The organism is Mycobacterium sp. E3298, from assembly GCF_001666895.1.
Lineage (GTDB): Bacteria > Actinomycetota > Actinomycetes > Mycobacteriales > Mycobacteriaceae > Mycobacterium.
This window is the reverse complement of the sequence record NZ_LZJB01000303.1, coordinates 1-14,339: the sequence shown is the minus strand read 5'-3', so window position 1 is coordinate 14,339 and position 14,339 is coordinate 1. Positions and strand designations below refer to the sequence as shown.

The window sequence follows — 14,339 nt, the reverse complement described above, 5'->3', positions numbered from 1 at the left end:
CGGTGGACCGCCCGCGGGTCGCGCGATCTCGCCAATCGGCGTTGTGCTGCTTGGCTTTAGTCGAGCAACAGCGAGGTGATGGTGACTTCGGAGGCCGGGGCGCCATCCTCGCCGCCGCCGGCCACGCCGGCTTTGGCGATCTTGTCCAGCGTCGCCAGCCCGTCGGGCTGAATGGTGCCGAAGACGGTGTACTGGGGCGGCAGCTGGGAGTCCTTGTACACCATGAAGAACTGGCTGCCGTTGGTGCCGGGCCCGGCGTTGGCCATCGCCAGGGTGCCGCGCGGGTAGAGGACGGGCTGCTGCGCCTTCGGGTCGTTCGGCGGGTACTGGTCGGTCGGATATTCGTTGGCGAACTGGTAGCCCGGGCCGCCGGTGCCGTCGCCCTTGGGATCACCGCATTGCAGGACGCCCAGGTCCGCGGACGTGGTCAGCCGGTGGCACTTGGTGTTGTCGAAGTATTTCTGACCGATCAGGCTCGCGAAACTGTTTACCGTGCAAGGGGATTCGTTGTTGGCCAGCATGAGCCCGATCCGGCCCTGGTTGGTCACCATGCTGGCGCTCACCTGGGCCGGGTCGGTTGGCACCTTGCCGGTGCGCGGCGGCTTGACCTGCTTGGCGGCCGGTTCCGGTGACGCCGGGTACTGGCAGTTGGCGCCGAGGTCGGCCGACGGCTTGAACGCCGGCAACGGCGGGACGGGCGGCGTCGGCCCGGCGGGCGTGGTGGTCTCCGGGGAGCTGCTGGGGGCCGAGGTGGTGGAGCTGGCCGCGCTGTTGCTCTTGTGCTCGTGCTTGGTGTTGATCACGGCGAGCACCACCGCGACGACCACGGCGACGGCCACCAGCGAGCCGGCGGCGATCACCACGATCCGGCGCATCTTGGCTTGCTTCGCGCGGCGCTCCAGCTGCCGTTCGAGCTTGCGCTTGGCGTTGGCACGTCGCTGTTCGTTGGTCGGCACGGCCGTATGCCTCCATGGTCGGTAGGTCGGGGGCCCGCAAAAGGCGTCGGTGGCCAGCTCAGGCTAATGTGGGCGCCGCGACCGGTGTCAAGTGGGGCCCGTGGGAAACTGGGAACCGTGTTGATCACCGGATTTCCCGCCGGCATGTTGCAGTGCAACTGCTATGTGCTGGCTGAGCGGCCGGGAACGGACGCCGTCATCGTGGATCCGGGGCAACGGGTGATGGGCCCGTTGCGGCGCATCCTCGACGAGAACCGGCTGACCCCGGCCGCGGTCTTGCTGACCCACGGGCACATCGACCACATGTGGTCGGCGCAGAAGGTGTCCGACACCTACGGCTGCCCGACCTTCATCCACCCCGAGGACCGGTTCATGCTGAAAGACCCGATCTACGGCCTGGGCCCGCGGGTGGCCCAGCTGGTGGCGGGCGCCTTCTTCCGCGAACCCAAGCAGGTCGTCGAGCTGGACCGCGACGGCGACAAGCTCGACCTGGGCAGCGTGACCGTCAACGTCGACCACACCCCGGGGCACACCCGCGGGTCGGTGGTCTTCCGGGTGTCGTCCGACAAGGACGACAAAGACTATGTGTTCACCGGCGACACCCTGTTCGAACGCTCGGTGGGGCGCACCGACCTGCACGGCGGCAGCGGCCGCGACCTGCTGACCTCGATCGTGACCAAACTGCTGGTGCTCGATGACGACACGGTGGTGCTGCCCGGGCACGGCAACGCCACCAGTATCGGCGCCGAGCGCCGCTTCAACCCGTTCATCGAAGGCCTGAGCCCGTGACCGAGTTCTCGTCGTTTTCCGGGCCCAAGGGGGTGCCCGACTACGTGCCGCCCGAGTCGGCCCAGTTCGTGGCGGTGCGCGACGGGTTGCTGACCGCCGCTCGCCGGGCCGGCTACGGCGACATCGAGCTGCCCATCTTCGAGGACACCGCGCTGTTCGCCCGCGGCGTCGGGGAATCCACCGACGTGGTGTCCAAGGAGATGTACACGTTCGCCGACCGCGGCGACCGCTCGGTGACATTGCGGCCCGAGGGCACCGCGGGGGTGGTGCGCGCGGTGATCGAGCATGGGCTGGACCGCGGAGCGTTGCCGGTCAAACTCTGTTACGCGGGGCCGTTTTTTCGCTACGAGCGTCCGCAGGCCGGCCGCTATCGGCAGCTGCAACAGGTGGGCGTGGAGGCGATCGGCGTCGACGACCCTGCGCTGGACGCCGAGGTGATCGCGGTCGCCGACGCCGGCTTCCGGTCGCTGGGGCTCGACGGGTTCCGCCTGGAGATCACCTCGCTGGGCGACGACAGCTGCCGCCCGCAATATCGGGAACTGTTGCAGGAGTTCCTGTTCGGGCTGGACCTCGACGACGAAACCCGCAGGCGCGCCGAGATCAACCCGCTGCGGGTGCTCGACGACAAGCGCCCCGCGGTGCGGGCCATGACGGCCGGCGCGCCGGTGTTGCTCGACCACCTGTCCGACGTCGCCAAGCAGCACTTCGACACCGTGCTGGCCCACCTGGACGCGCTCGGCGTGCCGTACGTTATCAACCCGCGCATGGTGCGCGGCCTGGACTACTACACGAAGACCACCTTCGAGTTCGTGCACGACGGGCTGGGTGCGCAATCGGGCATCGGCGGCGGCGGCCGCTACGACGGCCTGATGCGCGAGCTCGGCGGCCAGGACCTGTCCGGGATCGGGTTCGGGCTCGGCGTGGACCGCACGCTGCTGGCGCTGCGCGCCGAGGGCAAGAGCGTGGGGGAGACCGCGCGCTGCGAGGTGTTCGGGGTGCCGCTGAGCGAGCAGGCCAAGCTGAAGCTGGCGGTGCTGGCCGCGCGGCTGCGTGCCGGCGGGGCCCGCGTCGACATGGCCTACGGCGACCGGGGTCTCAAGGGCGCGATGCGCGCGGCCGACCGTTCGGGCGCCCGTGTTGCGCTCGTGCTCGGCGACCGCGACATCGACGCGGGCACGGTCGGGGTGAAGGACCTCGCGACGGGCGAGCAGGTTTCAGTGCCCGCCGATTCGGTTGTCGCCGAAGTTCTTTCGCGACTCGGGCGGTAGTGCTATTTCTTGCTCGGAATGACGATGACGACGATCAGGGTGAGGATCGAGAAAAACAGCCCGAGAATTCCCCAGCCCAGCGGGTTGCGTCCCTTCATCATTGCGATTAATCCGCACACAATTGCGGCGATGACGCTGCCGATGGCGACGAAAATTCCCTTGATGCCGCGGAGGATAAAGCCCGCGGCGACCGGGTCCGAACTCGCCAGGATCACCGAATGCAACATGTCAGGTCCTTTCGTGAGGGGCCCTGTCTTGATACCCGCCCGAATGCGGGATAAAACCGCGGCCTGTTTTATGCGCTAAACCGGAAAGGCGGTTATCCGCGCGGATAACCGCGCCGGACCGTGCGATCCAGAATGCCCAGGGTGGCCCGCAATGCGCCTTCGGATAGAATCGGGAAAATCCCGGCTTCGCGCCACTTCGGGTCGATGTTCGACCAGTCGTAGAACGAGGTGACCACGGTGGCCGAGCCGTCTTCGGTCGGGTGCAGTTCGTAGCCGTAAACGTGGCCGATCGGCGGCTGAATCTGGCCGAGGACCGTCCACGCGATCAGGCGGTCCCGCTCGAATTCCTTGATGTCGACGGTGACGTCATATTTGCCGAATTGCGGAAAATCGTTCAAGGCCTCGCGGTCCATGTGGACGACGAATTGGTCGCCGACACCGTTTACCGGGGCGCCCTCCGCGTCCTGAAGCATTCCGGACGAGTCGATCGCGACGTGGCCCTGCGGGTCACACAGCACGGCGAAAATGTCCGCCGGCGGGGCCGCAATCGTGCGCTGAACCTCGATGCGTTCGGTCATCATTTCCTCGCAGCCGTCGTGGATACGACACGATCGTCGCTCACTCTACGACTCGGCTGCCGCGCGCCGACGCCGATCCGCGCGGAGCGCGCGATGGGGTGGGGTTCATCAGCCGTCCGTGCGCCCTGCGCGACTACGGCAATCAGGCGTCATTCGCCGATCGGGCACGCGCGGCGTGGCGGGAGGCGGGCCGGTCAGGGCAGCCGCGGCTGCACGCCAGCGTGAACTTCGCGTTCGGCGATGAGGACACCGTCGGGCTCGGCCGGGAGCATCTGCGGCGCTACTACGGATTCAAACCGGACTACGCAGCGCTCAACGTCGCCGACATGGTGACCACCCCGCAGGACGCGGCGGCCACCGTGCGCGCCTACCGCGACCTCGGTTTCGATGGGCTGGTGTTCCATCCCAGCGTCGCGGCGCTCGACCAGGTGGATCGCCTCGCCGACGCCGTCCTCTGAACCGCCGCGCCCGAGACCATGTCATCTCGCACCGGGCACCCGTTCGTCGTCCGCGCCGACGACTTCCCAGTCTTTGAGGTTGGCGACGGGACCGAAGAGATCGGTTGGCACGTCGGGCGATAACGGCTTGCCGCGTAGGACTCGATGAGGCCAGTCGCGGTTGGCAAGCGCCGGTTTGGCCAGGGCGACCACATCGGCGGCGCCCGAGTCGATGATGGCGGCGGCGTCGCGCGGGTCGTCCAGATGGCCGTTGGCGATTACCGGCAGCTTGCTGAATTGCTTTGCCAGCTGCGCGAGCGAGCTGTCGCTTCCGGCGAATGCTGGTGCCAGCGCGCGATATTCGGTGGTGTGGATGTAGTCGATGCCGGTCTCGCCCAGCGTGCCGAAGATGACGGCCGCGTCCTCCTCGTCGCCGGCCCACCGATGGTGGTTGTCGGAGACCTTTCCCTGGGAGATCCGGATGCCGACGGCGATGTCGTCACCGACGGCCGACGCGACGTCGTGGCAGACCTCGGCCGCCAGGCGTACCCGACCGGCGGTATCGCCGCCGTACTCGTCGGTGCGCGTATTCAGATAGTCGGTGAGAAATTCGTCGAGCAGATAGCCGTTGGCTCCGTGGATCTCCACGCCGTCGAACCCGGCGTCGCGCGCCTGCCGCGCCGCATTCACGAACGCCCCGCGGACTTGGTTGATGTGCTCGGCGGTCATCGCTTGGGGAATCTTGAACGGACCCGCACCCCGGTACATGGGCAGCTGATCGCCTTTCGGCCGAACTGCGGACGGCCCCCAGGTGATCGGCGTGTGCGGGTTGCCTTGCGACTGGCTGCCGGCGTGCATGAGCTGGGCGAAAAATTTGGCCCCGCAGTTGTGCACGCCGTCGATGACCGGTCGCCAGCCGGCCGCGTGAGCTGCGTTCGCGATGCCCGGCTGGAACAGGTACCCCTGGCTGGTCTGATCGTCGATGTAAAGCCCTTCGGTGATCAACAGCGCGAAGCCGCCCTCGGCGAAAATGCGGTAGTAGGACGCGATCCGGTCGGTGGGCACGCCGTCGGCCGTCGCGCTCACTCGCGTCATGGGCGCCAGCGCGACCCGGTTGGTGAGGGCGACGTTGCCGATGGTTGCCGCCTGGAAGAGCGTCTGATGTGGTGGGCGAATTCGGTCGGGCACAGGTCATCCATTTACGTGTCGGTAATACGGGGTCGTGATGGGCGCTACCGTCAGGAGCGCTGCCCATGGTCTCGACGAAGCTGAACGAGATTCACGGCGGCCAACAGCATGAAAACCAGGGGGATGATGGGAGGCTTTACTTTGAGCGGGAGGACATTGGCGGGCACCTCCGGGTGCACGTGCACATAGGTGGCGCCCGCCATGTTGGCGATCAGCCCGGCCGAGGCGGCGGACGCGATCGGGCCGACGAGATTCGAGGTCTCCCGCCCGACGCGGGCGGCCGAAAGCAGGCCCAGCCCGATGGATATCTCCCCGGCGATACCCATGGGAATGCAGAGTCGCGGCAGCCCGCTTTTTGTGATCTGGACGTCGAACCACGAACGAAATGGGTCGAAGAACTTCAAGAACCCAAACAAGAACATCGTCGAACCCAGGAACATCGAATTATATTTCACGGCCTTGTTATCCGATATCGGCGTCATGATTCCTCCCTCGCAGGGTGGACCCCGCCGCGACCGGCGTCGGGAGCGGTTCGGTGCGGGGGCATGTCGCCTTGTTCGCGGGTCGGGCAGTCCACGCGAAAATTGTGCTGAAGCCAAAATGGACTATCAAGTCCAATCCGCTTTACACTTCGCGCATGTCATCAGAGGAGCGCCCCGGCGCCGGGCGCCTGACGACTCGCGGTGCCGCGACCAGGGCCCGCATCGTCGCCGCCGCGGCATCGCTCGTCCGCGGGCAAGGCGTCGCCGGGACGAGTCTGGACGACGTGATGGCGGCGACCGGCACAAGCAAGTCGCAGCTATACCACTACTTCGCCAATAAGGACGCCCTCATCCGCGAGGTTGTGAAGACCCAACTCGGCGACATCATCGCGGCACAGCAGCCCAATCTGGGCGACGTGTCGTCCTGGGAGGGTCTGCAGCGGTGGTGCGACCACGTCGTGGCCATGACCCGCGCGACGCAAGGCGTCGGGGGTTGTCCGTTGGGCTCGCTCGTGGGTGAGCTTGCCGAGCGGTCGGATTCGGCGCGCCGGGAGCTTGCGCAAGCCTTCGCCGAGTGGCAGTCATATCTGTCCGCGGGTTTGGCGACGATGCGCGACAGCGGCGAACTCTCCGCAGCTGCCGACCCTGCCGAGCTCGCATTGGCCATCATGAGTGCGCTGCAAGGCGGACTCCTGATGGCGCAGACGATGCGCAACGCGCGACCTGTCGAGCTCGCCGTGGACATGGCGCTGGGGCACGTCGCTGCCTTCCGTCGCGGTCCGTGAAATCACCTGACGGATCCGGCCTTGGCCGGTTCCGTTGGCGCCGAGATCGTTTCGCGGTTCGCGTGGGAGCGCGGACGGTTGCCGGATGTCAGCTGGGCCCGGGCCAGGCGTGCGACGATGAGCGGTGCTGCGTCTGATGAGGTGATCCGTTCGGTGGTCGGTCGCTATGCGGCTTGGGATTAGGGGTCCTCGTGGTCCACTGTGAGGCGAACGACCGGAGCGACGTTGCGTTGGGCTGCTTGACGTTTTAGTTGCAGCGCAATGTGCGGTCGTCAAGGGCGTGGAGCCGCCCGAAGAGTTTTCAGACCGCAGATCGACCGCGGTTTCTCTACCAGGTGCGTGCAGCTTGCAGCGCCACTGCGACTTGGGCCAGCCAGAAATTGTCGGCCAGCGGCCGTCCGGTGAGTTCGGCGAATCGGCGCAATCGGTAGTTGATGGTGTTGCGGTGACAGTGCAGTTCGTCGGCGGTGGCCGAGACGGACTGGCCGCGCTGCAGCCAGGTGTCGACCGTGGTGAGGAGTGGTTCGCGCCGTTCGGCTGGCAACTCGAGTACTGGTCCCAGTGTGGTTGTCACCACGGATGCGGCGGCGTCTGGCGAGCTGGCGAGCAAGACCGCGATGACGTCGCGGTTGTAGCGGGTGCTCGGGCGACTGTTCGACGAGGCTGACATGGCGACTTGAGCCTGAGCGCGGGCTTTTGAGCAGTCGGCGATGTCGGTGAAGGGGCTGCTGAGGCCAATCATGACGGGGATGTCGGTGCAGATGGTGGCGGCGATGGTGTCCAGCGCGTCCGCGCGGTTTCGTCGAAGCGATACGACCCCCAATTGCGCATGGGACGTGAGACGAAACCACGAGTCCTGAACGGCGGGCTGCGCCGAGATCAGCGTCTCGATGTCCGGAGGTGAATGCTGCACCGAAGGCTCAGCGCTGGTTGCCGAGATGATCGTGAGCTGGCCCGTCCGCGGGAGACCGAGGGCGGCGACCGCGTCCCAGAACGCTGCCCCGATGCTGGATTCGTTGAACAGCACCGTATCGAGGAGGGCGGCACGAACTTGTTCGTTGCGTCGGGCGTTGCGGATGTCGATTTCGCGGAAAACCGCGTGTGCGCGAAGCGAATTGGCGTTCATCCAGGCGAAGATGGACGGTGTCGCCGCGATGAGGGCTTCCTTTTCGATTTCCCCGGTGTCCGCCAGGCGTGCGAGCTCGTCCCAGATGGTCGCCGCGCCGAGGCGGTAGGCGTGCAACAGACTTGACTGCGTCAGACCTTGGCTGGCGCGGTGATGAATGGCGGAATCGAAGCTGTGGTGGCCGGGGTCAGTGCCGCGGTCGATCCATTCGAGCATCTCGTCGAGGTACTCGGCGATGTTGCCCCTAACGGTCTCGCCGTTGTCGTCGTCGATGGGCAAATAGTCGGGTACTTCTGCGCGCAGCCGGGCGAGGACCTTGGTCACGATTGCGCCCGACTGTTGTCGCACGCGATTGGTGAGCACGGTCAGCGGTCGTTGCTGCAACATGTAGCGGATCGTAAATCGCCGCGCCCCGTTGTGCCCCCGCACAGGTTTCGTGATCGTAAATCTGGGCTGCTGTTCATTGTGAAGTTCACGCAGAACGATCACGCTTCTTGCTGTGAACGCCCCCTCCGATCAGACCATCGTTTTGATCCACGGCCTGTGGATGACACCCCTGGCATGGGAGGACTGGGTCGCGCGTTACCGCGCTCGCGGTTTCTCGGTCCTGACACCGGGCTACCCCGGCGTGGCCCCCGGCCCGGCCGGAGTCGCCGCGCTGCGCGAGAACCTCGCACCCTTGGCGGACCTCGGGGTGCGGGAGGTCTTCGACCATCTCGCCGAGATCATCGAGGAACTCGCCGAGCCGCCGATTTTGATGGGCCATTCCTTCGGCGGCACCTTCGTGCAGCTCCTGCTCGATGCCGGCTACGGGCGAGCCGGGGTGTCCATCGACGGTGCCGCCGTCAAAGGCATCAAAGCGCTGCCGTTCTCCGAAGTGCGGGCTACATTCCCGGTATTGAAGAATCCCGCCAACCTGCACCGTGCGGTGCCCATCACGCCCGAGCAGTTCCATTACGCGTTCACCAACACACTCACCGAAGCCGAGTCTGCGAGTGCCTATGAGCGGTACGCGGTTCCAGTACCGGCGCGCATCCTGTTCCAGGGCGGCCTGGCCAACTTCACACACCGCGCGGCCACCACGTACAACTTCGCCAACGACGACCGCGCGCCGCTGCTGTTCATCGCCGGCGGCCACGACCACATCCTGCCGCCCGCTGTGCAGCACGAGAACTACACGAAGAACGCCAAACACTCGGCCGCGATCACCGCCTTCAAGCTCTTCCCTGAGCGAGACCACTTCACTTGCGGCGCACCGGGATGGGAAGAAGTCGCCGACTTCGCCTTGTACTGGGCGCTGAACCCCGTGCCCGGGGAACTCGACTGACTCCTTTCACAACTGCGAACGAAAGCAACGGCCACCCATGACCACAGTGCGCGACGCCATCCTCGACCTGTTCCGCTCACACAATCTGACCACCTGGTTCGGTAACCCCGGCTCCTCGGAATTGGCTCTGCTGCAGGACTTTCCCGACGACTTCCGCTACTTCCTGGGCTTGCAGGAGATGATCCCGGTCGGGATGGCCGACGCCTACGCGCAAGTCACCCGCCGTCCCGCCGTGGTCAACCTGCACACCGCCCCCGGCATGGGTAACGCGCAAGGCCAGATCTACAACGCCTACGTCAACAAGACGCCGCTGATCATCACCGCGGGCAACCAGCGCCGCAACATGCAGAACCAGTACTGCCTGCTGACCAATCACGAACCCACCACCACACCAAAGCCGTTCGTGAAGTGGGCCGCCGAGCCGGCGACCGCCAGCGAGTCCCCGGCCGTGCTGGCCCGGGCCATCCACCTGGCCACCACCCCGCCGATGGGCCCGGTGTTCGTCTCGCTGCCGATGGACGACATGCCGATCGAACTGACCGACGGCCAGCTCGCCGACATCGCGGTGGTGCGCGAACGCACGGTGACCCACGCAACCGGTTTCCCGACCGAGCTGGCCGAGCAGGTCGGCGCACAACTCGACGCCGCCACCTCCCCGGCGATCATTGTGGGCGGCGATATCGACCGCTACGACGCGTATGACGCGGTGATCGAGCTGGCCGAGCGCACCGAATCGCCGGTATACACCGCACCATTGACCGGCTGGAGCGGCTTCCCGGAGAATCACCGGCTCTATCACGGCGCGCTGCCCCCGGGGGCGGGCTGGATCTCCGGGCTGCTCGCGGGCCACGACCTGATCCTCACGATCGGGACGCCGGTGTTCCGCTATTACCCGCTGGTGCCCGGGCCGTACCTGCCCGAGGGCGCTCGCTTGATCCAGATCACCAACGATCCCGACGAGGCCGCCCGCGCCCCCGTCGGTGACGCGATCGTCGCGGACATTCGCGCCGCCACTCGGGCCTTGGCGGCGGCGGTCAAACCCACCCAGCGCTCCGCGCCCGCGCCACGCGCCGCAGTCCCCGAACGGGTTTCGGAGCAGGTGCCGCTGAAGCCCGCGGATCTGTGGACCGCTGTTGCTCACGCCGCACCCGCGGACACGCTATGGGTCAGCGAAGCGGGCAGCAACGAGATCACCATGACCGAAAGCATCCGTCCGGGCAATCCGCGGTCACATCTGTCGGCCGCCGGCGGGGGACTCGGCTGGGGCCTGCCGGCCTCGGTCGGTGCTCAAGTCGCGGCTCCGGACCGGCCGGTCGTGTCGTGCATGGGTGACGGCTCCATCCACTATGCGATCACCGCGCTGTGGAGCGCGGCGCGCTACAACATCCCCCTCACCGTGGTGGTGGCGTCTAACGCCGAATACGGTGTGGTCAAAGAGTTCGGCGTGTGGGAAAAGACCCCGAACGTCCCCGGGCTCGACATCCCCGGCCTCGACATCGTCGCGACCGCGGCCAGCTACGGCGTCGACGCCCACGAAGCGCACAGCTCCGACGAGGTATTCGAACTGGTCAAAGCCGGCATCGCCGACCGCGACCGTCCCACCCTGATCAACGCCCGCACGACACCCGTGCCCGGGGGATTCGGCAGCTAGGAGACTTCTGGTGGACGGCACGATCATTTCGGCGTTCGCCGCGGCGCTTCAGGGCCGCGACGCGGTGGCCGCCGACGAGGCCACCCTGGCCGAACACACCAAAGATTACTGGGGTTTCGGCCGACAACCTGGTCTGGTGTTGCGCCCGCGCAGTCGCGACGACGTCGTCGCCGCCGTCAAAGTTGCTGCTGAACATCATGTTTCGTTGGTTACCCGCGCCGGCGCATCGAACTGCAGTGCCGGAGTCATGGCCGGCGCGGACCGCGTGGTGATCGATCTGACCCAGATGAACCAGATCCTCGACATCAACCCGGCAGCTCGCACGGCTCGGGTCCAGCCCGGTGTCATCAACTTCGATCTGCAACAGCAGCTAGCCCCACACAAACTGGTGTTCTCACCCGACCCGGTATCGGCACATCTGGCTAGCGTCGGCGGCAACATCATCGAAAACGCCGGTGGGCCACACGCTCTCAAGTACGGCGTCACCTACAACCACGTCCTCGGCGTCGAAGCGGTTCTGGCTGATGGCACCGTGATCAACCTCAGCGCGGCCGACGACGGCCCGGATCTGCTCGGGGTGCTGATCGGGTCGGAAGGTACTCTTGCGATCCTCACGGAGGCGACCGTCGCGTTGCGCCCCATTGCGCCGGTCACTCGCAGCCTGATGGGCAGCTTCGACACCGCCCGGGAGGCAGCTGAAACCATCTCCGCGATCATCCGGACCGGGACCGTGCCCGCGGCGGTCGAATGGCTCGACCGAGCCGGCATCAACGGCCTGCAGCAGTTCACCGACACCGGCTATCCCACCGACGCCGACGCGATCGTGCTCATCGACGTCGACGGGACCGCCGCCGAGGTCGACCGCGACGGCGCGATCGTAGAAAAGGTTTTGCGACAACACGCCACCGAGGTGCGCCGCGCCGATGATGACGACGCCCGCGCCAAGCTCTGGTACGGACGCCTGCACGCCCCGGACGCCGTCGTGCACAGCGGCAAAGGCTTCTTCATCGGCGACGTCACCGTTCCGCGCCAACACATTCCGGAGATGCAGCAGGCAATCCAGGACGCCGCCAAACGACACTCGGACGCCCTGCTGTTCATCGCCGTGACCGGACATGCCGGAGACGGGGACCTACACCCGACCACCTTTTACGACAAGGAGAACCCCGACGCGCCCGCGGCTTTGGAAGCCGCCAACAACGAGATCATCGAAGCGGCATTGAAGCTGGATGGCACGATCACCGGCGAGCACGGGGTGGGCACCGAGAAAATCCAATTCATGACGAAACGCTTCACCCCGGTCGAGATCGCCGCGCAACGCATCCTCAAGCGGGTCTTCGATCCCGCGCACACCTTCAACCCCGGCATCATGTTGCCCGAACCCTCACCAGAAGAACCCGCGCTGCCTGCGTTCGAAGCCGCCGTGCGCGCGGCGCTCGAAGGTCATCCGAACACCGCACCGCACGCCGACGGCGACGACACCACGGTCGAGGTCAACACCGGCAACTTGAACCTGGTGGTCGGCGCCGCGGTCACCCTCGGCGACCTGTCGCGCAAACTCCACGAGCAAGTTGTGACCTGCCCGGCCGTCCCAATGGAGGGCCTCGACCGCACCGTCGGCGAACTGATCGCCAACGCGACCGGCCAGGAACGCCTCGAGGTGCGCCACGGGCTGCTCGGCGTCGAGGTCGTCCTCCCCGACGGTGCCGCCGCTGCCCGCTTCGGCGGCCAGAACATGAAAGACGTCGCGGGCTACGACACCAAACGGCTGTTCATCGGCGGGGGAAACGCATTCGGGACGATCACCAGCGCTGTCTTCAAGATCGCGGTCGCACGGTAGACCGATGTCCTGGCAGATGCATGCCATCGCTACCTACGGGCGAGTCGTCCGTCGACCTCGCACCTATGCCACTGCGCGAAGCGCGCGCGCCTATCTCAATCGGCCCAAGAACAGCGGCGGGCCACCGCCTGGGATCGCGACGTCAGCTCGTTACCGTCTGACCCGTGCCACCGTGGGCGGGTTCGATTGCTACACAGTGCAATCGGCGAGCGGTACGCCAATTCCTGCCCGCGGCCCGTCGGTGGTCTACGTCCACGGGGGCGCCTACGTCAACCAGATCGCGCCCGCGCACTGGAAACTCGTCTGCGCGATCGCCGACGCGACCCGGCGCCCTGTGCACGTCCCCCTCTACGGACTCGCGCCGCAGCACCATGCCGAGGAAGCGATCGACTTCCTCGGGCACGTGATCGGCCGAGCCGCGCATGACGGGCCCACCTATCTGGCCGGTGACTCCTCCGGCGGGGGCCTGGCGCTCGCCGCTACCCAGGCGACCATCAGCGCCGGAGCCACCCCGCCGCTCGGGCTCACCCTGATCAGTCCGTGGCTCGACATCGCACTGACCAATCCCGCCATCCCAACCCTCGCCAAGCGCGACCCCTGGCTCGCGGTTCCCGGCCTGCGCGAGTGCGGCCGCGTATGGGCCGGACATCTCCCGGCGGACGACTACCGGGTCAGCCCCATCTTCGGTGCGCTGCACAATCTTCCACCCATCGACCTCTACGTCGGCGACCGCGACATCTTCGTCGCCGACTGCCGCCGGCTGCGGGACACCATCGGCACCGGCCGCATTGCCTACCACGAGCAGCCCGGGGCGATTCACGTCTACCCGCTGCTGCCCGTTCCGGAAGCCAAGCCCGCACGCCGCGCACTGCTCGGCCACATCGACGCCGCCCTCGTCAAAAGTGAGCAATTTTGACGAGTCGCACAGTCGGCCTCCCGCACACCACCACACTCGAAAGCCTGCGCTTCACCACGCTGGTGGCGCTGCCCAACGTGGCCGAGGGCCTCTTCAGCCGCCGACCCGCGGTAACCGCTGCGCTCAACCGAGCCGGTGTCGCCCGCAGCGCACACCGGCTGCTCACCGCGCTGCACCGGCGCTACGGTGACGGACCGATCTGGGTGAAGGTGGGAGGCAAGCCCACGCTGCTCGTCTTCGGCCCGGATCAGATCCGTTTCGTACTCTCCCACGCGCCGGAGCCTTTCGCGTCCGACCCCGAGCCCAAACTCTCCGGAATGAACAAATTCCAGCCGCACGCCCTGACCATCTCACGAGGCGACCATTGGTCCGACCGCCGCCGATTCACCGAGGCTGTCCTGGCGCAAGCCGCCGGTAGCGGCGCGGTCGCCCACCGGTGCGACACCGTCGCGGACCAGGAAGCCCGAGCCATGCCCGACAACCTTGACTGGCCATGGTTTCACAGCGTGATACAGCGAATCGCGCGCCGAATCATTCTCGGCGACAACGCAGCTGACGACCAAAAAATATCGGCGCAACTCGTGACGCTGATGGCCAAAGCCAACCCACCCGGCAGGGGAGACCCCGAGATTTTAGACACCTTCCTGACCGCGCTGAGCCGCTACGCTCAAGCCGCGGACGCACACAGCCTGGTCGGACAATTCGCCGCGGCGCCCGCCTCCGACGTCACGTACCCGACCCATCAAGTCATCCACTGGATGTTCGCGAT

Annotated in this window: 15 protein-coding genes; 9 read left to right on the top strand and 6 right to left on the bottom strand. The window is 66.6% G+C overall.

Annotated features, from left to right (window positions below):
• Window positions 1–56: 56 nt before the first annotated feature.
• Window positions 57–956 (bottom strand): peptidylprolyl isomerase, encoded by a 900-nt coding sequence (locus tag A9X05_RS14445; protein WP_067752697.1) that lies wholly within the window; start codon window positions 954–956, stop codon window positions 57–59.
• 117 nt (window positions 957–1,073) lie between these two features.
• Here A9X05_RS14445 and A9X05_RS14440 point away from each other — a divergent pair, with 117 nt between their 5' ends.
• A complete protein-coding gene (locus A9X05_RS14440) occupies window positions 1,074–1,745 on the top strand; it encodes an MBL fold metallo-hydrolase (RefSeq protein ID WP_067752693.1) in 672 nt (223 codons plus the stop codon).
• A complete protein-coding gene (gene hisS, locus A9X05_RS14435; RefSeq protein WP_067752690.1) occupies window positions 1,742–3,013 on the top strand; it encodes a histidine--tRNA ligase in 1,272 nt (423 codons plus the stop codon). The genes A9X05_RS14440 and hisS overlap by 4 nt, the downstream gene beginning before the upstream one ends.
• A gap of 2 nt (window positions 3,014–3,015) precedes the next feature.
• Here hisS and A9X05_RS14430 read toward each other — a convergent pair whose 3' ends face one another.
• Window positions 3,016–3,240 carry a deoxyribodipyrimidine photolyase gene (locus A9X05_RS14430; protein WP_067752684.1) on the bottom strand — a complete coding sequence of 75 codons (225 nt, stop codon included), beginning with the start codon at window positions 3,238–3,240 and terminating at the stop codon, window positions 3,016–3,018.
• A 92-nt stretch (window positions 3,241–3,332) separates the two neighbouring features.
• The gene (locus tag A9X05_RS14425) at window positions 3,333–3,818 is read right to left on the bottom strand and encodes an SRPBCC family protein (protein ID WP_067752746.1); all 486 of its coding nucleotides are present in this window, start codon (window positions 3,816–3,818) and stop codon (window positions 3,333–3,335) included.
• Between the two features lie 98 nt (window positions 3,819–3,916).
• Here A9X05_RS14425 and A9X05_RS14420 point away from each other — a divergent pair, with 98 nt between their 5' ends.
• On the top strand, window positions 3,917–4,276 hold the full coding sequence (locus tag A9X05_RS14420) for a hypothetical protein (RefSeq protein ID WP_231968707.1): 360 nt from the start codon (window positions 3,917–3,919) through the stop codon (window positions 4,274–4,276).
• Window positions 4,277–4,297: 21 nt separating this feature from the next.
• Here the strand turns inward: A9X05_RS14420 and A9X05_RS14415 are convergent, their stop codons facing one another.
• Together A9X05_RS14415 and A9X05_RS14410 are read right to left on the bottom strand one after the other, a co-directional pair.
• Window positions 4,298–5,443 (bottom strand): NADH:flavin oxidoreductase, encoded by a 1,146-nt coding sequence (locus A9X05_RS14415; RefSeq protein WP_197499061.1) that lies wholly within the window; start codon window positions 5,441–5,443, stop codon window positions 4,298–4,300.
• A 50-nt stretch (window positions 5,444–5,493) separates the two neighbouring features.
• Complete coding sequence (locus A9X05_RS14410) at window positions 5,494–5,925, bottom strand: hypothetical protein (protein WP_067782198.1); 432 nt, start codon at window positions 5,923–5,925, stop codon at window positions 5,494–5,496.
• 155 nt (window positions 5,926–6,080) lie between these two features.
• Between A9X05_RS14410 and A9X05_RS14405 the strand changes: the two genes are divergently transcribed.
• Window positions 6,081–6,710: a TetR/AcrR family transcriptional regulator gene (locus tag A9X05_RS14405; RefSeq protein WP_067782203.1), complete on the top strand. Its 630-nt coding sequence runs from the start codon at window positions 6,081–6,083 to the stop codon at window positions 6,708–6,710.
• Window positions 6,711–7,038: 328 nt separating this feature from the next.
• On the opposite strand, the gene A9X05_RS14400 is transcribed toward A9X05_RS14405, so the two are convergent.
• Window positions 7,039–8,325, bottom strand: coding sequence for a CdaR family transcriptional regulator (locus A9X05_RS14400; RefSeq protein ID WP_156670050.1), 1,287 nt, complete (start codon window positions 8,323–8,325; stop codon window positions 7,039–7,041).
• Between the two features lie 10 nt (window positions 8,326–8,335).
• Between A9X05_RS14400 and A9X05_RS14395 the strand changes: the two genes are divergently transcribed.
• The 5 genes from A9X05_RS14395 to A9X05_RS14375 all read left to right on the top strand — a co-directional run.
• The gene (locus A9X05_RS14395; RefSeq protein ID WP_082954746.1) at window positions 8,336–9,163 is read left to right on the top strand and encodes an alpha/beta hydrolase; all 828 of its coding nucleotides are present in this window, start codon (window positions 8,336–8,338) and stop codon (window positions 9,161–9,163) included.
• 37 nt (window positions 9,164–9,200) lie between these two features.
• Window positions 9,201–10,814, top strand: a complete 1,614-nt coding sequence (gene mdlC / locus A9X05_RS14390) for a benzoylformate decarboxylase (protein WP_067752678.1) — start codon at window positions 9,201–9,203, stop codon at window positions 10,812–10,814.
• 10 nt (window positions 10,815–10,824) lie between these two features.
• A complete protein-coding gene (locus A9X05_RS14385) occupies window positions 10,825–12,654 on the top strand; it encodes an FAD-binding oxidoreductase (protein WP_368664930.1) in 1,830 nt (609 codons plus the stop codon).
• 241 nt (window positions 12,655–12,895) lie between these two features.
• Window positions 12,896–13,570 (top strand): alpha/beta hydrolase fold domain-containing protein, encoded by a 675-nt coding sequence (locus A9X05_RS14380; RefSeq protein ID WP_197499060.1) that lies wholly within the window; start codon window positions 12,896–12,898, stop codon window positions 13,568–13,570.
• A partial coding sequence (locus A9X05_RS14375; protein ID WP_156736713.1) for a cytochrome P450 occupies window positions 13,567–14,339 on the top strand: 773 nt, incomplete at its 3' end. The genes A9X05_RS14380 and A9X05_RS14375, both read left to right, overlap by 4 nt.